Source organism: Pseudoselenomonas ruminantium (genome assembly GCF_900113715.1).
Classification (GTDB): Bacteria; Bacillota; Negativicutes; order Selenomonadales; family Selenomonadaceae; genus Selenomonas_A; species Selenomonas_A caprae.
In genome coordinates this window covers 44,485-65,950 of the sequence record NZ_FOQK01000019.1, presented here as the reverse complement: position 1 = coordinate 65,950, position 21,466 = coordinate 44,485, and the positions used below count along the sequence as shown (strand labels likewise).

Annotated in this window: 16 protein-coding genes; 1 reads left to right on the top strand and 15 read right to left on the bottom strand. The window is 53.5% G+C overall.

Annotation, left to right across the window (positions count from 1 at the left end):
• Window positions 1-610 precede the first annotated feature (610 nt).
• The 9 genes from BM181_RS10490 to BM181_RS10450 form a co-directional block, all read right to left on the bottom strand.
• Window positions 611-1,873: an NAD(P)/FAD-dependent oxidoreductase gene (locus BM181_RS10490; RefSeq protein ID WP_075444711.1), complete on the bottom strand. Its 1,263-nt coding sequence runs from the start codon at window positions 1,871-1,873 to the stop codon at window positions 611-613.
• Window positions 1,874-2,510: 637 nt separating this feature from the next.
• Window positions 2,511-3,872: an RNA polymerase factor sigma-54 gene (rpoN, locus tag BM181_RS10485; RefSeq protein ID WP_075444709.1), complete on the bottom strand. Its 1,362-nt coding sequence runs from the start codon at window positions 3,870-3,872 to the stop codon at window positions 2,511-2,513.
• A 56-nt stretch (window positions 3,873-3,928) separates the two neighbouring features.
• Window positions 3,929-5,218, bottom strand: a complete 1,290-nt coding sequence (locus BM181_RS10480; protein ID WP_075444707.1) for a hexokinase family protein — start codon at window positions 5,216-5,218, stop codon at window positions 3,929-3,931.
• 35 nt (window positions 5,219-5,253) lie between these two features.
• Window positions 5,254-7,158 (bottom strand): ABC-F family ATP-binding cassette domain-containing protein, encoded by a 1,905-nt coding sequence (locus BM181_RS10475; RefSeq protein ID WP_075444705.1) that lies wholly within the window; start codon window positions 7,156-7,158, stop codon window positions 5,254-5,256.
• A 97-nt stretch (window positions 7,159-7,255) separates the two neighbouring features.
• Window positions 7,256-8,584 (bottom strand): hemolysin family protein, encoded by a 1,329-nt coding sequence (locus tag BM181_RS10470; RefSeq protein ID WP_075444703.1) that lies wholly within the window; start codon window positions 8,582-8,584, stop codon window positions 7,256-7,258.
• A gap of 18 nt (window positions 8,585-8,602) precedes the next feature.
• Entirely contained in the window at window positions 8,603-9,817 is a 1,215-nt protein-coding gene (locus BM181_RS10465) for a DEAD/DEAH box helicase (RefSeq protein WP_082336266.1), read from the bottom strand.
• 21 nt (window positions 9,818-9,838) lie between these two features.
• Window positions 9,839-12,355 (bottom strand): DNA topoisomerase III, encoded by a 2,517-nt coding sequence (locus BM181_RS10460; RefSeq protein ID WP_075444701.1) that lies wholly within the window; start codon window positions 12,353-12,355, stop codon window positions 9,839-9,841.
• A 38-nt stretch (window positions 12,356-12,393) separates the two neighbouring features.
• Complete coding sequence (locus tag BM181_RS10455; RefSeq protein ID WP_075444699.1) at window positions 12,394-12,765, bottom strand: YkvA family protein; 372 nt, start codon at window positions 12,763-12,765, stop codon at window positions 12,394-12,396.
• Window positions 12,766-13,058: 293 nt separating this feature from the next.
• On the bottom strand, window positions 13,059-13,976 hold the full coding sequence (locus BM181_RS10450; RefSeq protein ID WP_143092165.1) for a DUF5780 domain-containing protein: 918 nt from the start codon (window positions 13,974-13,976) through the stop codon (window positions 13,059-13,061).
• A 310-nt stretch (window positions 13,977-14,286) separates the two neighbouring features.
• Between BM181_RS10450 and BM181_RS10440 the strand changes: the two genes are divergently transcribed.
• Window positions 14,287-15,546, top strand: a complete 1,260-nt coding sequence (locus BM181_RS10440) for a diaminopimelate decarboxylase family protein (RefSeq protein WP_075444693.1) — start codon at window positions 14,287-14,289, stop codon at window positions 15,544-15,546.
• Window positions 15,547-15,616: 70 nt separating this feature from the next.
• Here BM181_RS10440 and BM181_RS10435 read toward each other — a convergent pair whose 3' ends face one another.
• From BM181_RS10435 to BM181_RS10410, 6 genes are all read right to left on the bottom strand, one after another.
• Complete coding sequence (locus BM181_RS10435) at window positions 15,617-17,374, bottom strand: GGDEF domain-containing protein (RefSeq protein ID WP_143092164.1); 1,758 nt, start codon at window positions 17,372-17,374, stop codon at window positions 15,617-15,619.
• 65 nt (window positions 17,375-17,439) lie between these two features.
• Window positions 17,440-18,405, bottom strand: a complete 966-nt coding sequence (gene pfkA / locus BM181_RS10430; RefSeq protein ID WP_075444689.1) for a 6-phosphofructokinase — start codon at window positions 18,403-18,405, stop codon at window positions 17,440-17,442.
• A gap of 160 nt (window positions 18,406-18,565) precedes the next feature.
• The gene (manZ, locus tag BM181_RS10425; protein WP_033170956.1) at window positions 18,566-19,390 is read right to left on the bottom strand and encodes a PTS mannose transporter subunit IID; all 825 of its coding nucleotides are present in this window, start codon (window positions 19,388-19,390) and stop codon (window positions 18,566-18,568) included.
• A gap of 25 nt (window positions 19,391-19,415) precedes the next feature.
• Window positions 19,416-20,216 carry a PTS mannose/fructose/sorbose transporter subunit IIC gene (locus BM181_RS10420; protein WP_033170957.1) on the bottom strand — a complete coding sequence of 267 codons (801 nt, stop codon included), beginning with the start codon at window positions 20,214-20,216 and terminating at the stop codon, window positions 19,416-19,418.
• An 87-nt stretch (window positions 20,217-20,303) separates the two neighbouring features.
• Complete coding sequence (locus BM181_RS10415; protein WP_075444687.1) at window positions 20,304-20,780, bottom strand: mannose/fructose/sorbose PTS transporter subunit IIB; 477 nt, start codon at window positions 20,778-20,780, stop codon at window positions 20,304-20,306.
• The gene (locus tag BM181_RS10410) at window positions 20,780-21,211 is read right to left on the bottom strand and encodes a PTS sugar transporter subunit IIA (protein ID WP_075444685.1); all 432 of its coding nucleotides are present in this window, start codon (window positions 21,209-21,211) and stop codon (window positions 20,780-20,782) included. Before BM181_RS10410 ends, BM181_RS10415 begins: the two co-directional genes overlap by 1 nt.
• Between the last annotated feature and the right edge of the window lie 255 nt (window positions 21,212-21,466).

The following is a 21,466-nucleotide window of genomic DNA, read 5'->3' as shown; positions in this document are numbered from 1 at the left end:
TGTTAAGCACGCCGCCAGCGTTCGTCCTGAGCCAGGATCAAACTCTCCAATAAATTATATTGAAGAACTCAATCAAGCTCTCAATTATTCTATGGTTCACAAATTACTAAAGTAATTTGTGTAAGCGACTCACAAGCAATTAAAATTGCTGTTCGCTGCTTAAAAGAAATTGCCGATTGCTATGTTGTTCATACCAATCGATGTTTTGATGATGAAACCGAAGTCTCATCTAACATCTGGCTTGAATCATGTTGCATGATTCATTCTGCATTGTTTAGTTTTCAGAGAACAATCTCTGGTTCTTTCGAACCGTGCCGCTCATCTTAGCGACTTGTTTATTATATCGCATCGATTTCTTTCTGTCAAGAACTTTTTTGAATTTCTTTTTAAAAACTTCTTGGCCAGATCCGCAAGCAACATCTCCTAACCGCTTGCCACTCAAGGCTTGCTGGTTGTTTTCCGTTGCCGTATCTCTCAGCGACTTGTATTATGATACACGTCTTTTCCGTATATGTCAACACCTTTTTCTAAAAAAATCATAAATCCTGCAAAAAAACAGAAAAGCGTGGCCATAAAAACCATAGCCACGCTTTTGCCTAGTAAAAACAACTTATAATTGAATATTGGTAATGATACGCCCCAAACGCGTGCCTGAAAGCAGATTCCAAGTCCACTTGATGGCTACCGTAAGGTTCGTATGTGCACCTGCCAAGCGAATCAGATGTACGAACATCCAAGCGCACCAAGCTATGAAGCCCGTCATTTGCGGATTCACGCTTGTCTTGTTGACCACAGCTTCGCCACGGCCAATCGTAGCCATAGCGCCTAAATCTTTATACTGGAAAGTTGCCAAATCCTGCTCACCACGAATAAGCTTCATGATATTATCATGCGCCACCTGCGCCTGCTGCGTAGCCACCGGTGCCACAGTTGGCAGCGGACGCTCCGTCCCATGCTGGAAATGCGCACAGTCGCCGATGGCAAAAACATCGGTTGCCCCGTCTACCTGCAATTTTTCATTGACAATGACACGTCCAGCGCGATCGACTTCGCTGCCGCAATTAGCTATGAACGGAACCGCCTTGACACCAGCTGCCCAAATAACCGTCTGTGTGGGAATCTCCCGGCCATCCTTCAGCTTGAGCGTCTTGCCATCATAATCTACGACCTGCGTATTGAGCATGACATTGACGCCCTTCCGGCGCAGTACTTTGACTGTATAATCGCGCAGATTCGGTGCCATCATCGGCAGGACACTGTCCGTCGCCTCGATCAGGGTGACACTGACTTCATTGAAATCAAGGTTGTGGTATTCCTTCTTCTGGATGCCGATGAGCTCCGAGATCGCGCCGGCCTCCTCAATGCCCGTCGGGCCGCCGCCAACGACGACAAAGCTCAACATGCGGCGGCGTACTTCCTCATTATCCTCATGCTTGTTCGCACGTTCAAACATATGGATGACATGGTTGCGGATATGGATAGCCTCCTGCAGCGTCTTCATGCCATAGGAATTCTTCTCGACATTCTCCATACCAAAGAAATTCGTCGTAGCACCAGCGGCCAGGATCAGGTAATCGTAGGCGATCTCGCCATGGTTCGTCAGCAGTACCTTGCGCTGCTGATCAACTCCCTGTGCCTTGGCCATGAAGAACTCCACATTCTTGTTCTTGCGGAAGAACGTACGGATAGGATAGGCAATCTCATCGGTAGACAGGACAGCCGTCGATACCTGATAAAGCAACGGCTGGAACAAATGGAAATTATGACGGTCCACAAGCATGACCTCCACGTCATCCTTTGCGAACAGTTTTGCCAGCTTTACACCGCCAAAGCCAGCGCCAACAATTACAATACGAGGTTTCTTGTCTGCCATGTTAAAGCCCTCCCAGCATCCATCAGCAAGATTACAGAATCTAACAATCGATAAAGTGAAAAAAATCACTTTAATAGCTAAAAATAAAAGACAATTCTTAGAGAACGTGTTTTTTTGAACTTACTTGCTTATCGTTCAACCATCGTTCGATTGTCTACGGGTACTATCATAACACGTTCTCACACAAATGCAATAGGATTTTTACATTTTTCTGTAAATTTATTATTGCATCCCATTCTTCTGTAAATCCTCCATGGATTCTGTCCTCATTCATTTTCTTTGAACGTGAAAAGAATAACAAGTTTGGGTACAACTTGCAGTTTGTAAATTACCGTGTTTTTATTCGAGGAAAGCCGCGCCGCCGGACAGGGGAGTACCAACGCTTCACTTAGATGCTTTGCTAAAAATATTTTTTGCCTTTAACTAAGCATTGAAAAAGTTCCCAAACGCGCTACGCTTGAACGGTGTGAATTTTTCAACGGAATGTGTAGGCAAAAATATTTTGTACCGAGTTTGTTTTAACCACGTACGGACAGATAAACTGCAATTTATGACTTTTCTACGCGCTTATTACATAAAAAACGGTAGCAGCAAATTTGCTACTACCGTTAAAGTTTGACTTTATGGAAACTCTATATCAATAGCGTTTACGCTTGACCGATGATGGATACCCTAACTGCTCGCGGTATTTCATAACCGTCCGGCGTGAAATATCCATTTGACGTTCTTTGAGCAGCTCGCAGAGTTTCTGGTCGCTAAGCGGCCGATGCGGGTCTTCGCCCTTTATCAGTTCCTCAATGGCCGTCTTGGCCTGCACAGCTGCAAAATCTTCGCCACTGCCACTCTTAGCCAGGTTCGCCGAGAAGAACCGCCGCAGCGCCATGATGCCATTGGGCAGCTGCACATATTTGTTGGCTACGGCCCGGCTGACCGTCGACTCATGGACACCAATGGCATCAGCCACATCCTTCATCGTCATCGGACGCAGGGCGTTCTTGCCCTGTGCCATGAATTCCGGCTGCCGCCGCAGGATCTCCTCGACCACATGACGGATCGTCGTCCGCCGCTGCTCGATGCTGTTGATGAGCCACGCAGCCGCATTCAAGCGCTGCGTGATATACTTGCGCGTCTCAGCATCGAAGCCTTCGGCATGCTGATAAGCCGCCGAGATCCGCAGCTGAGGCACATAGTTATCATTGAAGCTCACACGATAATCCCCGTCGATTTCCTGCACGAGCACATCAGGCGTGATGAACGCCGCTGCTTCGCCGCCGTAAGCAGCGCCCGGCTTCGGATCCAGCCGGCGGACGATGTCGACAGCCAGCTGCACCTCCTGCGGACGGCAATGCTCAGCCGCGGCAATCTCCTTGATGCGCGCTTCCGCCACATCGTCGAGGTGATGATCGATGACTGCTGCCACCAGCCCCTCATAGATGCCCTGACGCTGCGCTTGCAGACGCAAGCATTCTGCAAGGTCGCGAGCCCCCACGCCAGCAGGTTCGAACAACTGAACCTGCTGCAGGACAGCTTCGACTTCTGCCAGCGTGGCCTGCATCGCCCGGGCGATTTCTGCCAGCGGCACCACCAGATAGCCCCGCTCATCGATCGAGCCGACGATGAACGTAGCTATCGCGCGCTCCTCCACCTTGTGGAAGGTGAACTTCACCTGCTCAAGGAGCTCGTCCTCCAGCGTCAGCACTTCGGCCTCAGCCGCCTCAGCGCCATGTTCCTGCTCATCGGTGAAATACCCCGCTGAGCCATTTTCCTCCCCGAGATAGTCACGGAGCCGCGACAGATTGTCCGCTTGCAGCAGTTCGCCGTCAGCCGGCGCCCCATCGCCATAGTCCATTTCCAGCGCAGGATTCTCCAGATATTCTTTTTCGATCTCCGCCCGCAGATCCTGCGCAGAAAGCTGCAAGATCTGGATGGCTTGCTGCATCTTCATCGTCATTGCCAGATGCTGCGAGAGATTCATATTCAGTGATTGTTCTGCTTGCATAAAAGGAACTCCTTCGCGGGAAATGGACGCGGCTGCAGCGCCTGCGGACTACGCCCTTATTTCTGAGACATTGCGGCTGCAATAGCTGCACCAAGCCCCGAGCCGCCATTTTCCAGTACTGTATCGATTTCAGCTGCATCCTCGCCCAAAAGCTCCGACAAGGCACGCATGATATTCTCCTTAGCCAGCGGCATCTTCTCATAGACTGAGCCGTCAATGGCAATATGCTGTTTCTGCGGTTTGCCCTTGCCAGCCTGCTGCCAGATGATGCCAACAAAGGAAGCCGTTACCAGGCGTGCCGAACGGACAACCAGTGCCGATGCCAGCTGCTGGACAAGCTCACAATCCTCAGCGCCCAAGGTCTTGCCCGTTTTCGCGGCTACGATCTCCGCGACCTGCGCGCGCTTGGCACTCTCATCGACAATGATATTGCTCATATCGATGCTGGTGAAGCCATACGACTTGCCTTTCTCGCCCAGCAGCTCTGCCATGGCCATGCCGAAGAGCTCGCCCATGTAGCGGCCCGAAACCATCTTCTCGAGACGCTGCTCACCCGGCTTCTCCGAATTCTTGTCGTACTCGACATCAAAGCGGTTCGTTGCCAGCTTCATGAAACCGCCCGACTCAAGGTTCAGGATCATCGGCTCAGCGGCACTGTCAGCATAGGGCTCAAGATAGCAGGTATTATGCCCCGTCGCATAGATCGAGCCGATGTAGATGTCCGGCTGCTTGTAGGCTGCGGCCAGCAGTACAGCTACCGTATCGTTGATGACCGCCGTCGGCTCGACATTGTCGATGCCCTGGCGATGCAAAGCTGCCTTGAGCAGGTCGTTGACGACCTCGCCCTCGACACCAGCCGTCGCGAATTCCTTCGTCCAGATGATGAGCTTGGCATTGTAGAGATCCGTCTGCTCCGAGGGGAACGAGAACGTATGGCCCAGCAGATACTTCGTCTCATGGTCGCCTTCCACAGCCTCATCCACGAGCTCCGCAATGAAGTCAAACATCTGCTCAGCCGTCGAACCAGCACCGACAAAATCATAGACGCCTTCCACGCGCAACGGCTTGGCAACCTTCTTGACTACCTCAAACTTGCCTGCGCCCTCAAGGCGGATACGCAATACACGCACGTTCGTGCCACCGAAATCCAGCGCGAGGTACTCGCCCGTCTCCTTGCCGGTTGGCAAGCCTACATACGATTTGAGCATGCGCAGCGACGACTCGTCAGGGTTTTCCAGCCCCTTGACCAGGTCATAGCGGAAGTCAGCCGCGATTTCCTGCAGCTGGTCGCCATTTACCGTGAATTCCCGGATGATGTCCTCAAATAGATTCTTGTCGAATGCCATGGTTACTATCTCCTTTTACCTCTTGAATTTATAAGTCATTGCTGATTTTCAGCAATTTCCTCCAGATATGCCCAGCGCTCCATCAAATGCTCAAGCTCCGCCTGCAGCCGGCCCTCCTCCTTGCTCAGTTCGTTCAAGCGGCCATAGTCGGCTGCATGCTGCTCCATCTGCAGCTGCACCACCTTGAGCTCGCCTTCCTTGCTCGCAATGATGCCCTCGATTTCTGCATACTCTTTCTGCTCCTTGAAGGTCAGCTTTGGCTTTGTCTCCGTGCGCGGCGCACTCTTGACCGGGTCCTTCACCGCCTGCGTCACATGGACCGGCGCTTCCGGACCCGCAGCGGCCCTTGCCGCCAGCTTTTCCTGATAGTAGGAATAGCCGCCCGCATACATCGTCAGGCTGCCGTCCGCTTCATAGGCAAACACCTTGTCAGCAAGCCGGTCGACGAAAAAGCGGTCATGGGAAACAAATACGATAGCCCCGCGGAAATCATCGATGAAGGCTTCGAGCACCGCCATGGTCTCAAGATCAAGATCATTGGTCGGCTCGTCAAGCAGCAGCACATTCGGCTCCTCCATAAGCACGCGCAAAAGATACAATCGCCGCTTCTCACCACCTGAGAGCCGGGCGATTGGCGTCCATTGGAGATTGCCAGGGAACAGGAAGCGCTCCATGAGCTGCGAAGCCGAAATCCGCGTGCCATCCGCCAGTGTGATGTGATGGGCCGCCTCCTGAATGTACTCGATAGCCCGCAGGCGTTCGTCCATCTCCACGCTGCGCTGCGTGAAATAACCGATCTTGACCGTCTGTCCAATGGTAACCGTACCACTTGTCGGCTGCAGCCGCCCTGCCAAGATGTTGAGCAGGGTAGACTTGCCCGTGCCATTAGGACCGAGTATGCCCACACGGTCATTGCGAAGCAAGGTATAGGAAAAATCCTTGATGATGGTTCGCCCGTCCACCTCGTAGTGGACATGATCAAGCTCAATGACCGTGCGGCCCAGACGGCTGCCGGCCAGACCGATCTCGACCGTGCCCCGGTCAAGATCGACACTTTGGTTCTTCACTTCCTCATAGCGCTCGATGCGGGCCTTCTGCTTGGTCGAGCGCGCCTGCGCACCACGGCGCAGCCACTTGAGCTCATTGCGCAGGAAATTCTGCCGCTTCTGCTCACTGGCCTGTTCACGCTCGATGCGCGCAGCCTTCTGCTCGAGGAATTCCGAATAATTGCCGCTGTAAGTATAGGCCTTCCCCTTGTCGAGCTCGAGAATCTTCGTCGCCGTATGATCGAGGAAGTACCGGTCATGCGTGACCATCAGCACCGCACATTTCTGTCCCTTTAGATACTCCTCCAGCCAGACGATCGTCTCGCTGTCAAGATGGTTCGTCGGCTCATCCAGCAGCAGCAGATCGCAGGGCTGGATGAGGGCGGTCGCCAGGGCCAGCCGCTTCTGCTGGCCGCCCGAGAGCGTGCCGGCTTTCGCCGTGTAGTCGCCGATGCCTAGCTTCGTGAGCACCGTCTTGGCGGCACTTTCGATCTGCCAGCCATCCAGCTCATCGATCTTGGCCGTATAGGTCATGATCGCCTGCTGGACCCCCTTGTCCTCGGGATGCTTCGCCGATTCCGCCAATGCCAGCTCATAGCCGCGCAGTGCCTGCATCAGAGGCGTCATGCCCCGGAACACCTCCATCAGGACGGTGTTTTCCGGCTCAAAGACCTTATCCTGGGCCAGATACTCGATGCGCAGCCCCTTCATCGTGACCATTGAGCCCTCATCCACCGGCGTGAGCCCAGCAATCGCCTTGAGGAACGTCGACTTGCCAGTGCCGTTGATGCCGACGATGCCGACCTTGTCGCCCTCGTCCATGCTGAAGCCAACACCCTGGAACAGCTGCTTTTCCCCATAGCTCTTGGCAAAATTCTCGATTGTGATTATCATGCAATGATCTTCCTAACTTACAACATGCTCTTTCATTATAATTGTTTTGACGTTAAAAACCTAGTACAAAGACCGTAACTTGTTACACCACGCCAACTTACACGATTTCCTCATGCTCCTCGGTCAAGGGATTCTCAAGCTTCACTAGTACCCGCGTGATCCGCGCGCCATCGACCTCCTCGACGAACAGCAGATTGCCAGCCGCAGCAGCCATCTGGCCGACCTGGGGCTCGCCGCCGATCTGATCGTAGAGCCAGCCGCCCACGCTGTCCACATCCTCATCCTCGATCTTGATCTCAAGGATATCCTCCAGCTCCTCCAAGAGCATCTTGGCATCGACGGAGTAGACGTGGTTGCCGCGGGCTTCCGCCGTCGGACGTTCCTCATCGAACTCGTCCTGGATGTCGCCGACGATCTCCTCGACAATATCCTCGATGGTCACCATGCCCGCCGTACCGCCGAACTCGTCGACAACGATGGCCAGCTGGGAGTGGCTGCCTTGCATCGTCTTCAAGAGCACATTGACATCCATGCTCTCCGGCACGACCAGCGCCTTGCGCGCGAGCTTGCGCAGGTTCGGCTTTTTCCCCTCTACCATCAGCTTCATGAGGTCCTTGACATGCAGGAAGCCGATGATGTGATCCTTATCCTCGCGGCAGATTGGATAGCGCGTCAGCTGTTCCTCCATGATGATTGCAAGGTTGTCCTCGAAACTATCCTCCAGATACAGCACGACCATATCGGTGCGCGGGGTCATGATTTCCCGGACGTTAAGCTCCGTGAAATCAAAGACATTATCGACAAAATTCGCCTCGGTATCATCGATGAGCCCCTGACGGTGGCTCTCCTCCATAAGCAGGCGGATCTCCTCTTCCGTGTGGGCATTCTCCCCCTCGGTGGCCGCCTCAAAGCCCATGCGCCGAGTGACCCAGTTGGCTACATGGTTGAGCAGCCAGACAAACGGGTACATGACCTTGTGGAAGATCAGCATCGGCAAGGCCACGGCCAGCATGATCTTCTCGACACTCTGGATGGCCATGGTCTTCGGGGTGAGCTCACCCAGGATGATGTGGCCAGCCGTGATGATGGAGAACGCCAGCACCAGCGAGATCGTATGCCCGATCGTCGCATCGATGCCCATTGCCTGCGTGACCGGCAGGATCAGCGTGGCCACAGCCGGCTCGCCGACCCAGCCCAGTCCCAGCGAGGCCAGCGTGATGCCCAGCTGCGTGACCGACAGCGACGCATCGAGATGATCCGTGAGCCGCTTGGCGTAGGCCGCCCGCTTGCTGCCCTCCTGGATCAACGTCTCCAGCCGCGACGGCCGTATCTTAACGCAGGCGAACTCCGCCGCGACAAAAAAGCCATTCATGAAAATAAGGAATACAACCAGTACTAACTGCAATAGTATCGGCACGATATCCAAGATAAAATTCCCTCCTGCTTACTGTTTGATTGGCTTCTTGACCGCAGGCTGCGGCGAAGCCTTCTTATGATATGCCTTATACGGGCGCTCTTTCTTTCTCTTTTCCGGCGCATTGCTCTTCTTCGCCTTCTTGAGCGGCTTGAACGCGATGCCTAAACGCTTCTCCAGCTGTTCGAGCTTGTAGGCCTCCTTGATGTCAGCCAGCGTGATGACCGTGCCCTTGGCTCCAGCCCGGGCCGTACGGCCTGCGCGGTGCTGATAGACCTGCGCATCCTCGGGCAGATCGAGATTGAACACGTAGTCTACCCCTTCCACATCAAGTCCCCGGGCCGCCAGATCTGTCGACAGGAGCAGCTGGATGCGCCCCTTCTTGAAATCAGCGATAGCCTTCTGCCGCGCCTGCTTGTTGCTGTGCCCCAGCAGCGAATCTGCCCGGATGCCGTCATACCGCAGATGTGCCAGCGTCTTCTCCGCATCATAGACGCGGTTGATGAATACCATCCCGCGCTTGACCCCTAGATTACGCGTGAGCTTACGGACATTCTCGATCTTGTCGCGGAACGGCGTCATGAGATAATAATCCTCCCGATTCGCCAGCGTCTCAGGATCAGCCTCGACGACGATATGCTCAGGCTGGTCGAGGAAATCTGCCCGCTCCAGTGCCTTCTTCGGCGCCGTCGCCGAGAACAGGATGACCTGCCGCTCCTTGGGCAGCAGACGGACAGCATCGACCGTGTTCTGCAGGTTCTGGTCATCGAGCAAGCGATCGAATTCGTCGAGCACGAGCAGCTTGACCTGTTGGAGCTTGAGCTTGCCCTTGCGCGCCAGCTCGATGATGCGGCCGGCTGATCCGACGATAAGCTGCGGCTTCTCCTTGAGCTTATCCATCTGGCGGGCGATATTCGCGCCGCCGATGAGTCCCTGCACCTTGATGCCGAGATCTGCCGCCTGGCTGAGCTCCCGCGCCACATTGGCGATCTGCATCGCCAGCTCATAAGTCGGCGCAAGGATCAGCACCTGCGCCTGACGCAGCGCAGGGTCGATCTGCTGCAATGCTGGCAAAAGATATGCCAGCGTCTTGCCTGTCCCTGTCGGTGCCTGGCCGATGATGTTGCTGCCAGCCAGTACCCTGGCGATGGTCTTTTCCTGTATCGCCAGCGGCGCAGCTATCCCCTGTTTGGCCAGGGCATCAGCCAAGGCCGTCTCTATGCCTAGATCTTTGAACGTTGTCATTTATTCTCCTTCTCAAGCCCCTCACAATACAGGCTTGCCCTTCTCGTCATCAAATGTCGCTGTACAGCGCGGATAATTCGTGCAGCCCCAGAACATGCCGTTCTTGCCACGTATCTGCCGCAGATGGCCTTCACGGCAGCGCGGACAGAGGTATTTATCCCTATCCTTACTATCTTTCGCCTTGGCCGTTGCATTTTCCTCCATGTGCTCCATGGGGCTGGCTGAATACTTAGGCTTGTCGCCCCAGTTCTGCCAGCCCTTCTTCTGCGGCTGCGGCGACACATAATTCTGCATCGCATCCGCCAGGCTAGCCTCATAATCCGCTGCGGAAAACAGCGAATCGAGCTCTGCCATATCCTGTGCCGACGGCGCTGCGTACGACTGGGCCGAATACACAGGCGCAGGCGGCGCGGCATAGCTGGCGGCCGGCCTCCGGCTTGCAGCTGCGCCACCCTGGCGAGCCATGGCCGAAGCCGAGACAGCGGCAGGAGCCATGGCCTGCGGGCTGCGGGCCAGGCGCGACCGCGCATCATCCATATCCGGCTTGCCATCCTTGTCGTTGCAGGTCATGCGGCACTTCGGATAGTTCGAGCAGCCCCAGAAGATACCGTTCTTGCCCTTGCGCTGCAAGAGCACGCCCTGATGGCAGCGCGGGCAGACGTTCTCGCCCGTGACCTCCATGCGCGCATTGCCAGCCTTGCCGCAGAGACGCCGCGTGAACTCGATCTGCCCCTTGAGGAATTCCTCGAGCGAACCATCGCCCTCGGACATCGAATGGAGCTTGTCCTCCCAGATGGCTGTCGAATCCGGATAAGTCATCTCATCGGGCAGCGCGTCGACGAGCAGGAACGCCGCCGGCGTCGGACTCAGATACTTCTTCTTGCCCTTGGCCGTCATGAACTTGCGCTTGATGAGATCATCGATGATCGTCGCCCGCGTCGCCTCGGTGCCGATGCCATAGACATCCTTGAGCTGCTTCTTGGCCTCAGGATTCTTGACGTACTTATGGATCTCCTTCATGCCGGCCAGCAGTGTCGACGGCGTGAACCGCACCGGCGGCTTGGTCGCGCGCTGCGTGATATCGCCGCCTGTCCAGTTGACACCATCCTTTTTCTTCATGGCCGGCAGCGTCTTATCGCTCTCGTCTTCTTCCTTGTTCTCATCCTCGTCCTCGGCCTTCTTGCGCTTGGACTGGTACATTTCCTTCCAGCCAAGGTCGCGCTCCGTGCGGCCGCTGGCCGTGAACAGCTCCTCCTTATAAGTGACCTCGACCTTCGTCTGGTCATAGGTATGGACGGGATAGAACTGGGCGATATAGCCGCGCGCGATCAGATGATACAGATTGCGCTCCTCCGCCGTCATCGTCAGCACATTGGCCTGGACCGTTGTCGGGATGATTGCATGGTGGGCCGATATCTTCTTGTCGTTCCACGCCCGGCTCTTGATCTTCCTATCCGCTTTCGGTGCCCAGGCTGCCACCTCAGCATCACCAGCAGCAGCAAGATTCTGCAGGATCTTACCCGCATCGCCGAACTGGTTCGTCGGCAGATACTCGCAATCCGAACGCGGATACGTCGTGAGCTTCTTCTCGTAAAGCTTCTGGGCCGTATCGAGCACGAGCTGCGGCGCATAGCCATACATCTTTCCTGCCAGCACCTGCAGCGTGGACAGCGAGAAGGGGAGCGGCTGCGGCTCCTGCTTCTTCGTCTTCTGGTACGCCGTGATCACGCCACCATGTGGCATGTCCTGGAAGAACGCCAGCTTGTCTTCAGCCATCTGCCTGTCGATCAGACGGTTCTCACTGTCGAGGCCCGCCATCGTATCCTTGGGCTTCCACTGGGCCTGAAATGAACCATTGGCATGGGCAAAGGTTCCCTTGATGGTATAGTAATCGACAGGCTTGAAATTCTCGATCTCGCGCTCGCGGCGCACGACCAGCGCCAGCGTCGGCGTCTTGACGCGGCCGATCGGCAGCACGAGCTTATCATGCCCGGCCCGGCGTGCCGCCAGCGTATAGGCGCGCGACAGGTTCATGCCGATCAGCCAGTCAGCGCGCGCACGCGCCAGAGCCGACTGCTTGAGATTGAAGAACTCCTTGTTCTCGCGCAGGCTGCTGTTGGCCTTCTTGATGCTCGTCTCATCGAGAGCGTTGAGCAGGATGCGCTTGACCGGCTTTGTCGTGCCGATATAGTCGAGCACCTCATCGACGAGCAGCTGCCCCTCACGGTCCGGGTCACCGCCATGGACGATTTCATCGGCCTTCTCGATCAGCGATTTGACGATGGCGAACTGTTTCTCGCAGTTCTTGTCCACAAACAATTTCCACTGGTCAGGGATGATCGGCAGATCCTCGGCCCGCCAGCGCTTGTACTGCGGATTGTATTCATCCGGCTCAGCCTGGCGCAGGATATGACCGAACAGCCAGGTCACGATGCCATCGCGCGTCTCCAGATAGCCATCGTGACGCACCACCGGGCCAGTCAGGCACTTAGCCAGCTCCCGTCCGACACTCGGTTTCTCGGCAATATATAAACGCAAAATAAAACTCCTCTTCCTTTATCTGTTGCCCAGCGGCCTCAAGCAAACAACAGCCGCCACAATCCATAGACGATAAGCCCGAGCCATACGAGCACAAACAACGACGCCGCAATGAGCACCACCGGCATATAGCGCGTGGCCTGGTCAGCGCGGGTCTCCGCATAGCGCCGCACATGCGAAGGCAGCATATTCGTCAAACCATAGATGACCGCCGGCACGATGACCGCATCATCGACAACCCCCGCCAAAGGCACCGCATCGGGGATGATGTCCACAGGGCTCACGAGATACAGGATGGCAGCGGCCAGTATCCCCTTGATCCGGCCTGGCGTATCGCGATGGCGTATGGCCATCAGCAATACAATCAGATCATAGCGGAACACCTTCAAGAAACTCAGCAATCTGCGCATTTCCATCCTCCTTGCAACGGCTTTTTCTACTATATATAATACAGAACCATTGTATCATTTCTATCTGCTGATGAAAAGAACCTATGCCTCGTATACACAAAACGCCGCCCAAAAGCCCTCTGCAGGAGCTTCTTGGCGGCATCTGCCTTTTTCCATTATAACGCCGTTTTTCCAGTTTTGCCGCAGGCAAAAACTTCCTCTTGGCTTTTCAACGAGGCGGGAGATATATGTTCACCGCCTCTTATAAATAAGGAACTTGTCACCTATAGAGGTGGGCGACATCTACTTCCGGGTTATAAATCGATTGCAGTTTTGATTTCCTGGCCCTCCAACGCCCTCCATTCCGAACCATCGGTGTAGATGATCGAATCAAGCACTATCTCATATCTGCCGATCCCCTTAGCTTGCGGATTTACCTGCCAGCCGGAGTTTTCATCCGCATACTGTCCTGGCGGTATTTTTTTATCGTATTCATACAGCTCATAAACCTTACCGCTGTGTTTTTCTGATTTGGGTATGATCTGGCCATTCTTGTCGTAGCTGTACACCCGTATGCGATAGCGGTCAATAGTCCGCTGCGAGTTTGTATTCTGTAAATCCAAGCACAAGTACGTCCAATGCAGGAATGAATCTTCTGCCAGCCGCAAATTCCCCAATGCTACCTGCGGGGCATTGGCCGCTATCTTCTGCTGCTGTTCAGCTGCTTTGGCCGGATCCAGCGGCTGTATCTCTACGCTCAGATTATCCAGCATCTCCTGTATCAATTGCTGAACCTGCTCCTGCTCTTTTACTCTGCTGGTATCCAGCACAACCGCCCAGATATCCTTGTTATCCACCACAGTTACATAGGCTAAAAAATGTCCCCCTGCATAGTCAAACTCGATTTTCCGGGCCTCCCGGCCAGCAAGAGTTGCTGTCTCCATCGTCACATTCTGCACATCCATATGCGTACCTGTGAGGATAGCTTTTACATTTTCCGCCTCCCCCTGCAAATTGATCCAATAATGCAAAGCAGGGTCGTATGCTGCATTTTCCACGGTAAACGTAACATCCCGCGAATCATCGCGCGCCGTCCAGGCTTTGATCTGCATATCACTATCGTGAAACAGCTTCGGTGTTTCCTCCTTGACCTCTGGTATCCGGATATTCAGCATTGAATACTGACCTGTCAATGCCGTATCCTTCCATGCAGTCTGCGTCAGGGAAGACATCCTTGTACATCCCGACAACACAAAGGCCAAACATAACATGACCAATAAAAATATACTTGTTTTCTTTCTCACGCATTACCCTTCCTTCCCATCTTGCCCCCTGACTTCCACAAAACACTAACATTATAGTGATTAAGATTTACACGGCAATTAAATCTCAATAAAAATTCACTGATAAATTTTTACTAAGACAGTAAGATGAATATACGATTTTATTATAAATATTGACTTTATTATGCCATCTTGTTATAATTTATTTACAAATTTACAATCAAGAATAATTCTCTATGGTTATCAGGAGGTAGTCGCCATGGCAAAAAAAGTATTCCCACTGAACAAAGACCGTCTGCAGGAAATCATCGCCCAATATCCGACGCCATTCCACATCTATGACGAACAAGCAATCCGCGAAAATATCCGCGCCTTGCAGAAGGCCTTTGCCTGGGCTCCCTCCTTCCGCGAGCAGTTCGCCGTCAAAGCACTGCCCAACCCGCGCATCGTGCAGATCCTGCATGAGGAAGGTGCCGGCACCGACTGCAGCAGCCTTGCCGAGCTGCTGCTCTCCGATATCGCTGGCGTAAAGGGCGAGGAAATCCTTTTGACCTCCAACGATACTCCTGCAGATGAATTCCAGAAAGCCATCGAACTCGGTGCCATCATCAACCTCGACGACATCAGCCATATCGAATACCTCGAGAAACATGCTGGCCTGCCCAAGATTCTCTGCTTCCGCTACAACCCTGGCGACCTCATCGAAGGCAACGATATCATTGGCAAGCCGACTGAAGCCAAATACGGCCTGACCCGCGACCAGCTGTTTGAAGCCTACAGAATAGCGCAGGACAAAGGCGTCCGCCGCTTCGGCCTCCATACGATGGTCGCCTCGAACGAGCGCCGCACCGAAGCCTTCCTGTTCACAGCCAAGCTGATGTTCACACTGGCCGTCGAACTCAAACAGAAGCTCGGCATCCATGTCGAGTTCGTCAACCTCGGCGGCGGTTTCGGCATCCCCTACGAGCCCAGCCAGGAGCCCCTGAACCTCATGGAGATCGGCGAAGGCATCCATCAGCTCTACGACGAGATGATGGTTCCCAACGGTCTCGGCGACGTCGGCCTCATGACCGAAAGCGGCCGCGCTATGACCGGCCCGGCTGGCTGGCTCGTATCGACGGTACTGCACGAGAAGAAAACCTACAAAGACTACATCGGCCTCGACTCCTGCATGGCCAACCTCATGCGCCCGGCGCTCTACGGTGCCTACCACCACATCACGATTGCCGGCAAAGAGAACGAACCCTGCGACCATCTCTACGACATCACGGGTTCCCTCTGCGAAAACAACGACAAGTTCGCCATCGACCGCAAGCTGCCTAAAATCGATATCGGTGACCTCGTGATCATCCACGATACAGGCGCCCACGGCAGTGCGATGGGCTTCAACTACAACGGCAAGCTCTGGTGCGCCGAGCTCCTGCTGCGCGCAGATGGCAGCATCGAACTCATCCGCCGCGCCCAGACCATTGATGACTACTTCGCTACCCTCAAATATCCAGGTTCACTCGTAAAATAATCCAGGCAAAACAGGCAAGCAAAAAGCTCTCATCCTCAGGGAATGAGAGCTTTTTGCTTGCCTTGAATCTTCAATTTCCATTTAATGCTAAATCCATTTTCTCTGGCGGCAGTGATTCCCGGCAAACCATGTTGCGGCCGCTGCGTTTTGCTGTATAAAGTGCCGTATCGACACGTTTGATAAGCTGGGCAGCACTGTCATCTGCCCCCTGCCAGGAAGCGACCCCGACGCTGCAGGTAATACGCTGGCGCGCAAAGATACACGACCATTCCACCTGCCGCCGCAAGCGCTCTGCCACAAAATATGCCTCATCACTTGAGCAACCACGGCAGATGAGGATGAACTCCTCTCCACCCCAGCGGATGAAAATATCCGATTTCTTGATATTCTTGCGGATGACACCGGCAAAAGCTGCCAGTACCTCATCGCCAGCATCATGCCCATAAGTATCATTGATTACCTTGAAGTAATCAATATCGAGCATGATTAGTGAAAACGGTTCCTTCTCCGGCCCATGCTGACGGATTTCCGCCGCCAATACCGCCTCCATCCGATTGCGGTTATAACAATGCGTCAGCGCATCAATCTCTGAGCGCGCCACTGCCTCTGCTACAGCTTCCTCAAGGCCTGCAGCCTTTGCCGATAACATGCGCTCCCGGCGGATCTGCTGCTGGATAATATACAGGATAAAAATACCGATAGTTACCGTACCATACGGCAACAGATACCAAACTTCAGGCAGCCAATGAAAATGACGCGAGAACCCATCGATCGAACCGATACTGACCATTCCCACCAATGGCACCAACAAAGCCCGGCAATATTTATTCCCGCGGATAGCCGAACGGATTGTCCAATACGATACCAGCCCCTCGATAGCCGGCAGCATGATATAGAATGCTGAAGCACAACCATCCAACCCGTTAAGACCTAAGAGTTCCGACAAAACGGCAATGAACAGCAATACGACAAAAGAAAGCATCGCCATCCAGGTAGAACGCCGATAGCGCTTGTCCACTACCCGATAGACAATCAATGTTGCCAGGATGGGCAGGAAATAAACATCGACACGCCAAAGCAGCCACCAGAAAACCGGTGCATCGATAAAGAGCTGCTTCGTATTCGATGCGCAAATCATCCATACGACAAAAGCCAGCATGAACAGGATAATCTGTGCATACAGCGTCTTCGGTGCCGTAGGACTCATGTAATACATCAGCATAATCAGTATCATGAATACGGCCAGCGGAATATTGGCGATGTACGGGATATCCTGCCGCATAAGCGTTGACATCTGCACCACACTCGCGTCAAGCTTTATCGTACCAAAATCCCCCAAGTAAAGCGGATTTGCTGAAAACGTACGGATATACAGGTGGCGGCCAGCATAATCTGCCGGCAGTGGAATCAGATGCCATTTCTGCCCATAGGACATCAGCTGCGGCTCCAGATTGCCATACGTATATATCTGCCGGTCATCCAGCCAGATTTCAAAGCTCTGATCTATCACCATCATAAGCAGCGATGCATCCCGCATTTCATCGGCCTGCGGCAGCACGGTCATGAGCCAGATATACTGGTCGTCACGCTGGAATGGCGGCTGTGCTGGTGCCGCATACGGCTGCCAGTTCCCCATACCGGCAAGCGCAGCCTGCACCACTTCCACACTAGACACGCCGTCCCTGCTCACAGGATCTTCCTGCCAGTACCACGGCCCGTCCAAATCTGCTGCCAGCCCTCTGGGCATCAGCAGCAGGAGCAGGCTGGCAGCGAGCAGGATTGCCCGCCGCAGCCCCTTCCACAAGGTAGCCTTTCTGTGTTTCCCCAACTCTCTAATACACCCTTTTTCGCGAAAAGTCCCACTGTGTTACCAGTGGGACTCCCAGATTCATCTTATGCGAGCACACGAGCCAGGCGTACAAGCTCTGGATCCAACGTTTTCTGATTATTGACGGCATCAAACAGGTTGACGCTTACCACCTTGCCCTCATTGAAACCGAAGACAACATTCGTCGCACCCGAAATGATAGCCAGTGCAGCCTTCTCACCCAGCATCGAAGCCTTCATGCGGTCCTCGACCGTCGGCGATCCCCCACGCTGGATATGGCCAAGTACCGATACGCGCGTATCGATGCCCGTCTTCTCCTCGACGACCTGGCCAAGGCCCACAGCCGAGCCAGCGCCCTCGGCAACGACGATGATGCTGTAGCGTTTGCCAGCATCATACATAGCCTTGAGTTCATGACACATCTCATCGAGATCGTATTTTACCTCCGGAACGAGGACATACTCCGCACCGCCAGCGATGCCAGCCATCATAGCCAGCCAGCCAGAGTTGCGGCCCATGACCTCGACGAGCATGATACGGCGATGAGCCGAAGCCGTATCGCGCAGCTTGTTGATAGCATCGACAATCGTGTTGGCAGCCGTATCGCAGCCAATCGTATAATCCATGCCCCAAACATCATTATCAATCGTTCCCGGCAGGCCAACAATCGGCATACCCGTTTCTTTGGAGAGCAGGCTGCCGCCCGTAAGGCTGCCGTCGACACCGATGATTACGAGACCTTCGATGCCGTGTTTCATCAAGTTGTCAAAGCCCTTCTTGCGGCCTTCCGGCGTCTTGAACTCCATGCAGCGGGCCGTGCCGAGGAACGTACCACCGCGCTGGATGAGATCGCTGACGCTGCGGCTCGTGAGCTTGACGATATCATCGTCGACCATACCCTGATAGCCGTTATTGATGCCATAAACCTCTACACCCTCATACAATGCCGTGCGGACTACTGCACGGGCAGCCGCATTCATTCCCGGGCTGTCGCCGCCAGATGTCATTACCGCAATCGCTTTTTTAATCATGGAAACATCTCTCCTACCAAACCTAAAAAAACTAAGAATAAATAAATCACTGTTATCAAACCATACTTCTTTATTGTACGAAACTCAGCCATAAAAGTAAAGTATTTCAACCGAAAAAGGAGCCGAAAATCAGCTCCTTTCCCAAATTTGTAACGTTGTTTTATTTTACGTTCATGATGCCGAGGGCATAGCAGATAATACCAACTGCGAACAGACCGAAAATAATCGTGATAGCGCTGACTTTGCGCTTGAGGAGTGCCATGCAGGCAAACGTCATGAGCAGCGGTACAAGACCCGGCATGAGCTGGTCAAGGATACCCTGGACCGTCGTGACGACATGCTCGCCTTTAGCGTTCGTGATTTCCGAAACGACAACCGGGATATTGACCGACGTCCATTTGTTTACGAGAGCACCCATGACGAACAGACCGAGAATGGAAGCACCTTCCGTGATCTTCTGGAGCTTGTTGCCAGCGATGTCTTTGACGATGTCCGTACCTTTGGCATAGCCGTATTTGATGCCGTACCAGCGGACTGCCAGACGGATTGCATTGAACAGGACGAAGAACAGGATCGGACCGACGATGCTGCCCGTCAGTGCAAAGGATGCACCAAGAGCTGCCGTGATCGGACGGAGCGTGCCCCAGAAAATCGGGTCACCGACACCGGCCAGAGGGCCCATCATACCGACTTTGATACCGTTGATGACACCATCTTCGATCGGTGCGCCGTTGGCTTTCTTCTCCTCAAGAGCTGCCGTGATACCGATGATCGGTGCCGTTACGAATGGCTGCGTGTTATAGAACTCGAGGTGACGTTTGATTGCTTTCTTGAGTTCCTCACCCTCATAGAGACGGCGAAGGATTGGTACCATGCCGAAGCAGTAGCCCAGGCCCTGCATACGCTCCATGTTCCAGGATGCCTGCAGGAAGTTAGAACGGACGAAAGTCCAGAAAAAATCGCTGGAAGTAATTTTCTTTTCCATTATGTATATCCTCCTCTATTCGCGCTTAGTCAAGTTCGTCATCAAGATCGTCGTCAGAGCTGGAAGCTGCTGCTGCCGGAGCTGCGGCTACTGCCTGATATTTCGGGTTCAGCTGGATGTAGACGATAGCGGCTACAAGACCGATGACACCGAGAGCAACGAGGTTGAAGTTCGTGAACGCTGCCACAACGAAACCGAGGAAGAAGAACGGCATGAGGTACTGAGCACCCATCATGTTGATGACCATTGCATAACCTACAACAACGATGAAGCCACCAGCAACCTGAAGACCACCAGAGATGACCGGCGGAATAGCGTTGAGCATGTTCTCAACAGCACCCGTACCGACCGTCATAGCGACGAGCAAAGCCGGGATACCGACACGCAGACCCTGCAGGATCAGAGCGCCGTAGTTGCACAGATCGATACCAAAAAGATTCCCCTCTTCTGCGTAATCGTCTGCTTTATGCTGGAATACAACGGAAACCGTCTTACAAATGATTGCCAGGACCTGACCGGCAGCAGCAAGTGGCATAGCGATAGCGATACCCGTTGCCACATCCTGATGGCTGGCGATAACGAGAATCGTCGAAATAACGGAAGCCAGTGCAGCATCCGGTGCAATTGCAGCACCGATGTTCATCCAGCCCAGTGCCATCATTTCAAGCGTACCACCGATGATGATACCAGTCGTCATATCCCCCAAAATAAGACCAGTGACTGTGCAGGCGATAAGCGGGCGATGCGTCTGCATCTCGTCCAGACAGGACCCCATGCCTGCGATTGTCGCAAAGATAAAGATAAGCAGGATTTGAATAGAGCTCATTGTGTATTCCCTCCATTATGTAATATGAATTTTCCCTGACAAGAAGCCTTCCCAAATTGCTCCCTGCCAGTCATATGAAGAATATCCTTATTTAAGGACATCCATCAGCATAACTTTCTTGTCCGTATCAACTTTACGGATTTCAAGCTCGATGCCTTTCTCGTTGAGTTTCTTGAAGGCCTCGATGTCCTTGTCATCAACGGAAACAGCACCCGTAATCTGATGCTTGCCTTCTTTGAAGCTCATGCCGCCGATGTTGACGCTCTTGATGTCAACGCCATGCTCGACCAGGTAGAGAACGCTGGTCGGATTCGTGAACAGCAGCAGGCATTTCTCATTCTCATATTTCGGATTCTCATAAACGCGGATAGCCTTGTCAAGGTCAACGACATGGGATTTGATTCCCGCCGGTGCAACCTGTTTCAAAAGCGTAGCACGAATCGTATCCTTGGCTACATCATCATCGCAAACGATGATGCGCGAGCAGCCCGTTACCTTCGACCAGACCGTGGCAACCTGGCCATGAATCAGACGATCATCAATTCTTGCTAATACGATATTCATTATAAGTCCTCCTCCTCATCATCGGAAATCTGGCTGGCATGGAACGTCTGCGTGCCGTTCTTACCGGCTTCGACAGCTTTTTCCATCAGTGCCTGGATATCCGAACCATCATCGATCAGCTGAGCGCTGCACATCTCGATAAGCATCGGGAGATTCACACCCGTCACGATGCCGTAGTTCTCATTGCTGATAACCAGACGGCATGCAGCGTTGTACGGACTGCCACCGAACAGATCATTCAGGAACAGGACGCCGCCCTCACAGTCGAGCTCAGCAATTGCTGCCTCGTATTTCTTGACGACATCATCCGGTCCCTCACCCGGGACCAGCGTCACAGCACGAACATTTTTCTGCTCACCGCAAATCATTTCACAGGATTTTACGAGTTCCTGTGCAAAGATTCCGTGCGTACCAACGATAATACCAAACATTCAAAGTACCTCCTTAAGAATCAACTACCTATAACCACTTTCGTTTTTGGTCGAATCTGAATGTTTTTGGCTTTTTGCCTTACGCCCTTATATATTGCAAGACGCGTGCCAACTTTGTGTATCAAAATGAAAAATTCTTCTTTCGCTTGATTTTACAGGGTTTTTTCAGATAAGTTTTTTTCTCTCCGATACTATTGATACACATTTAATACACTTCCATATGCTTTTTGATACGCTTTGATACTGTCAGAAAAT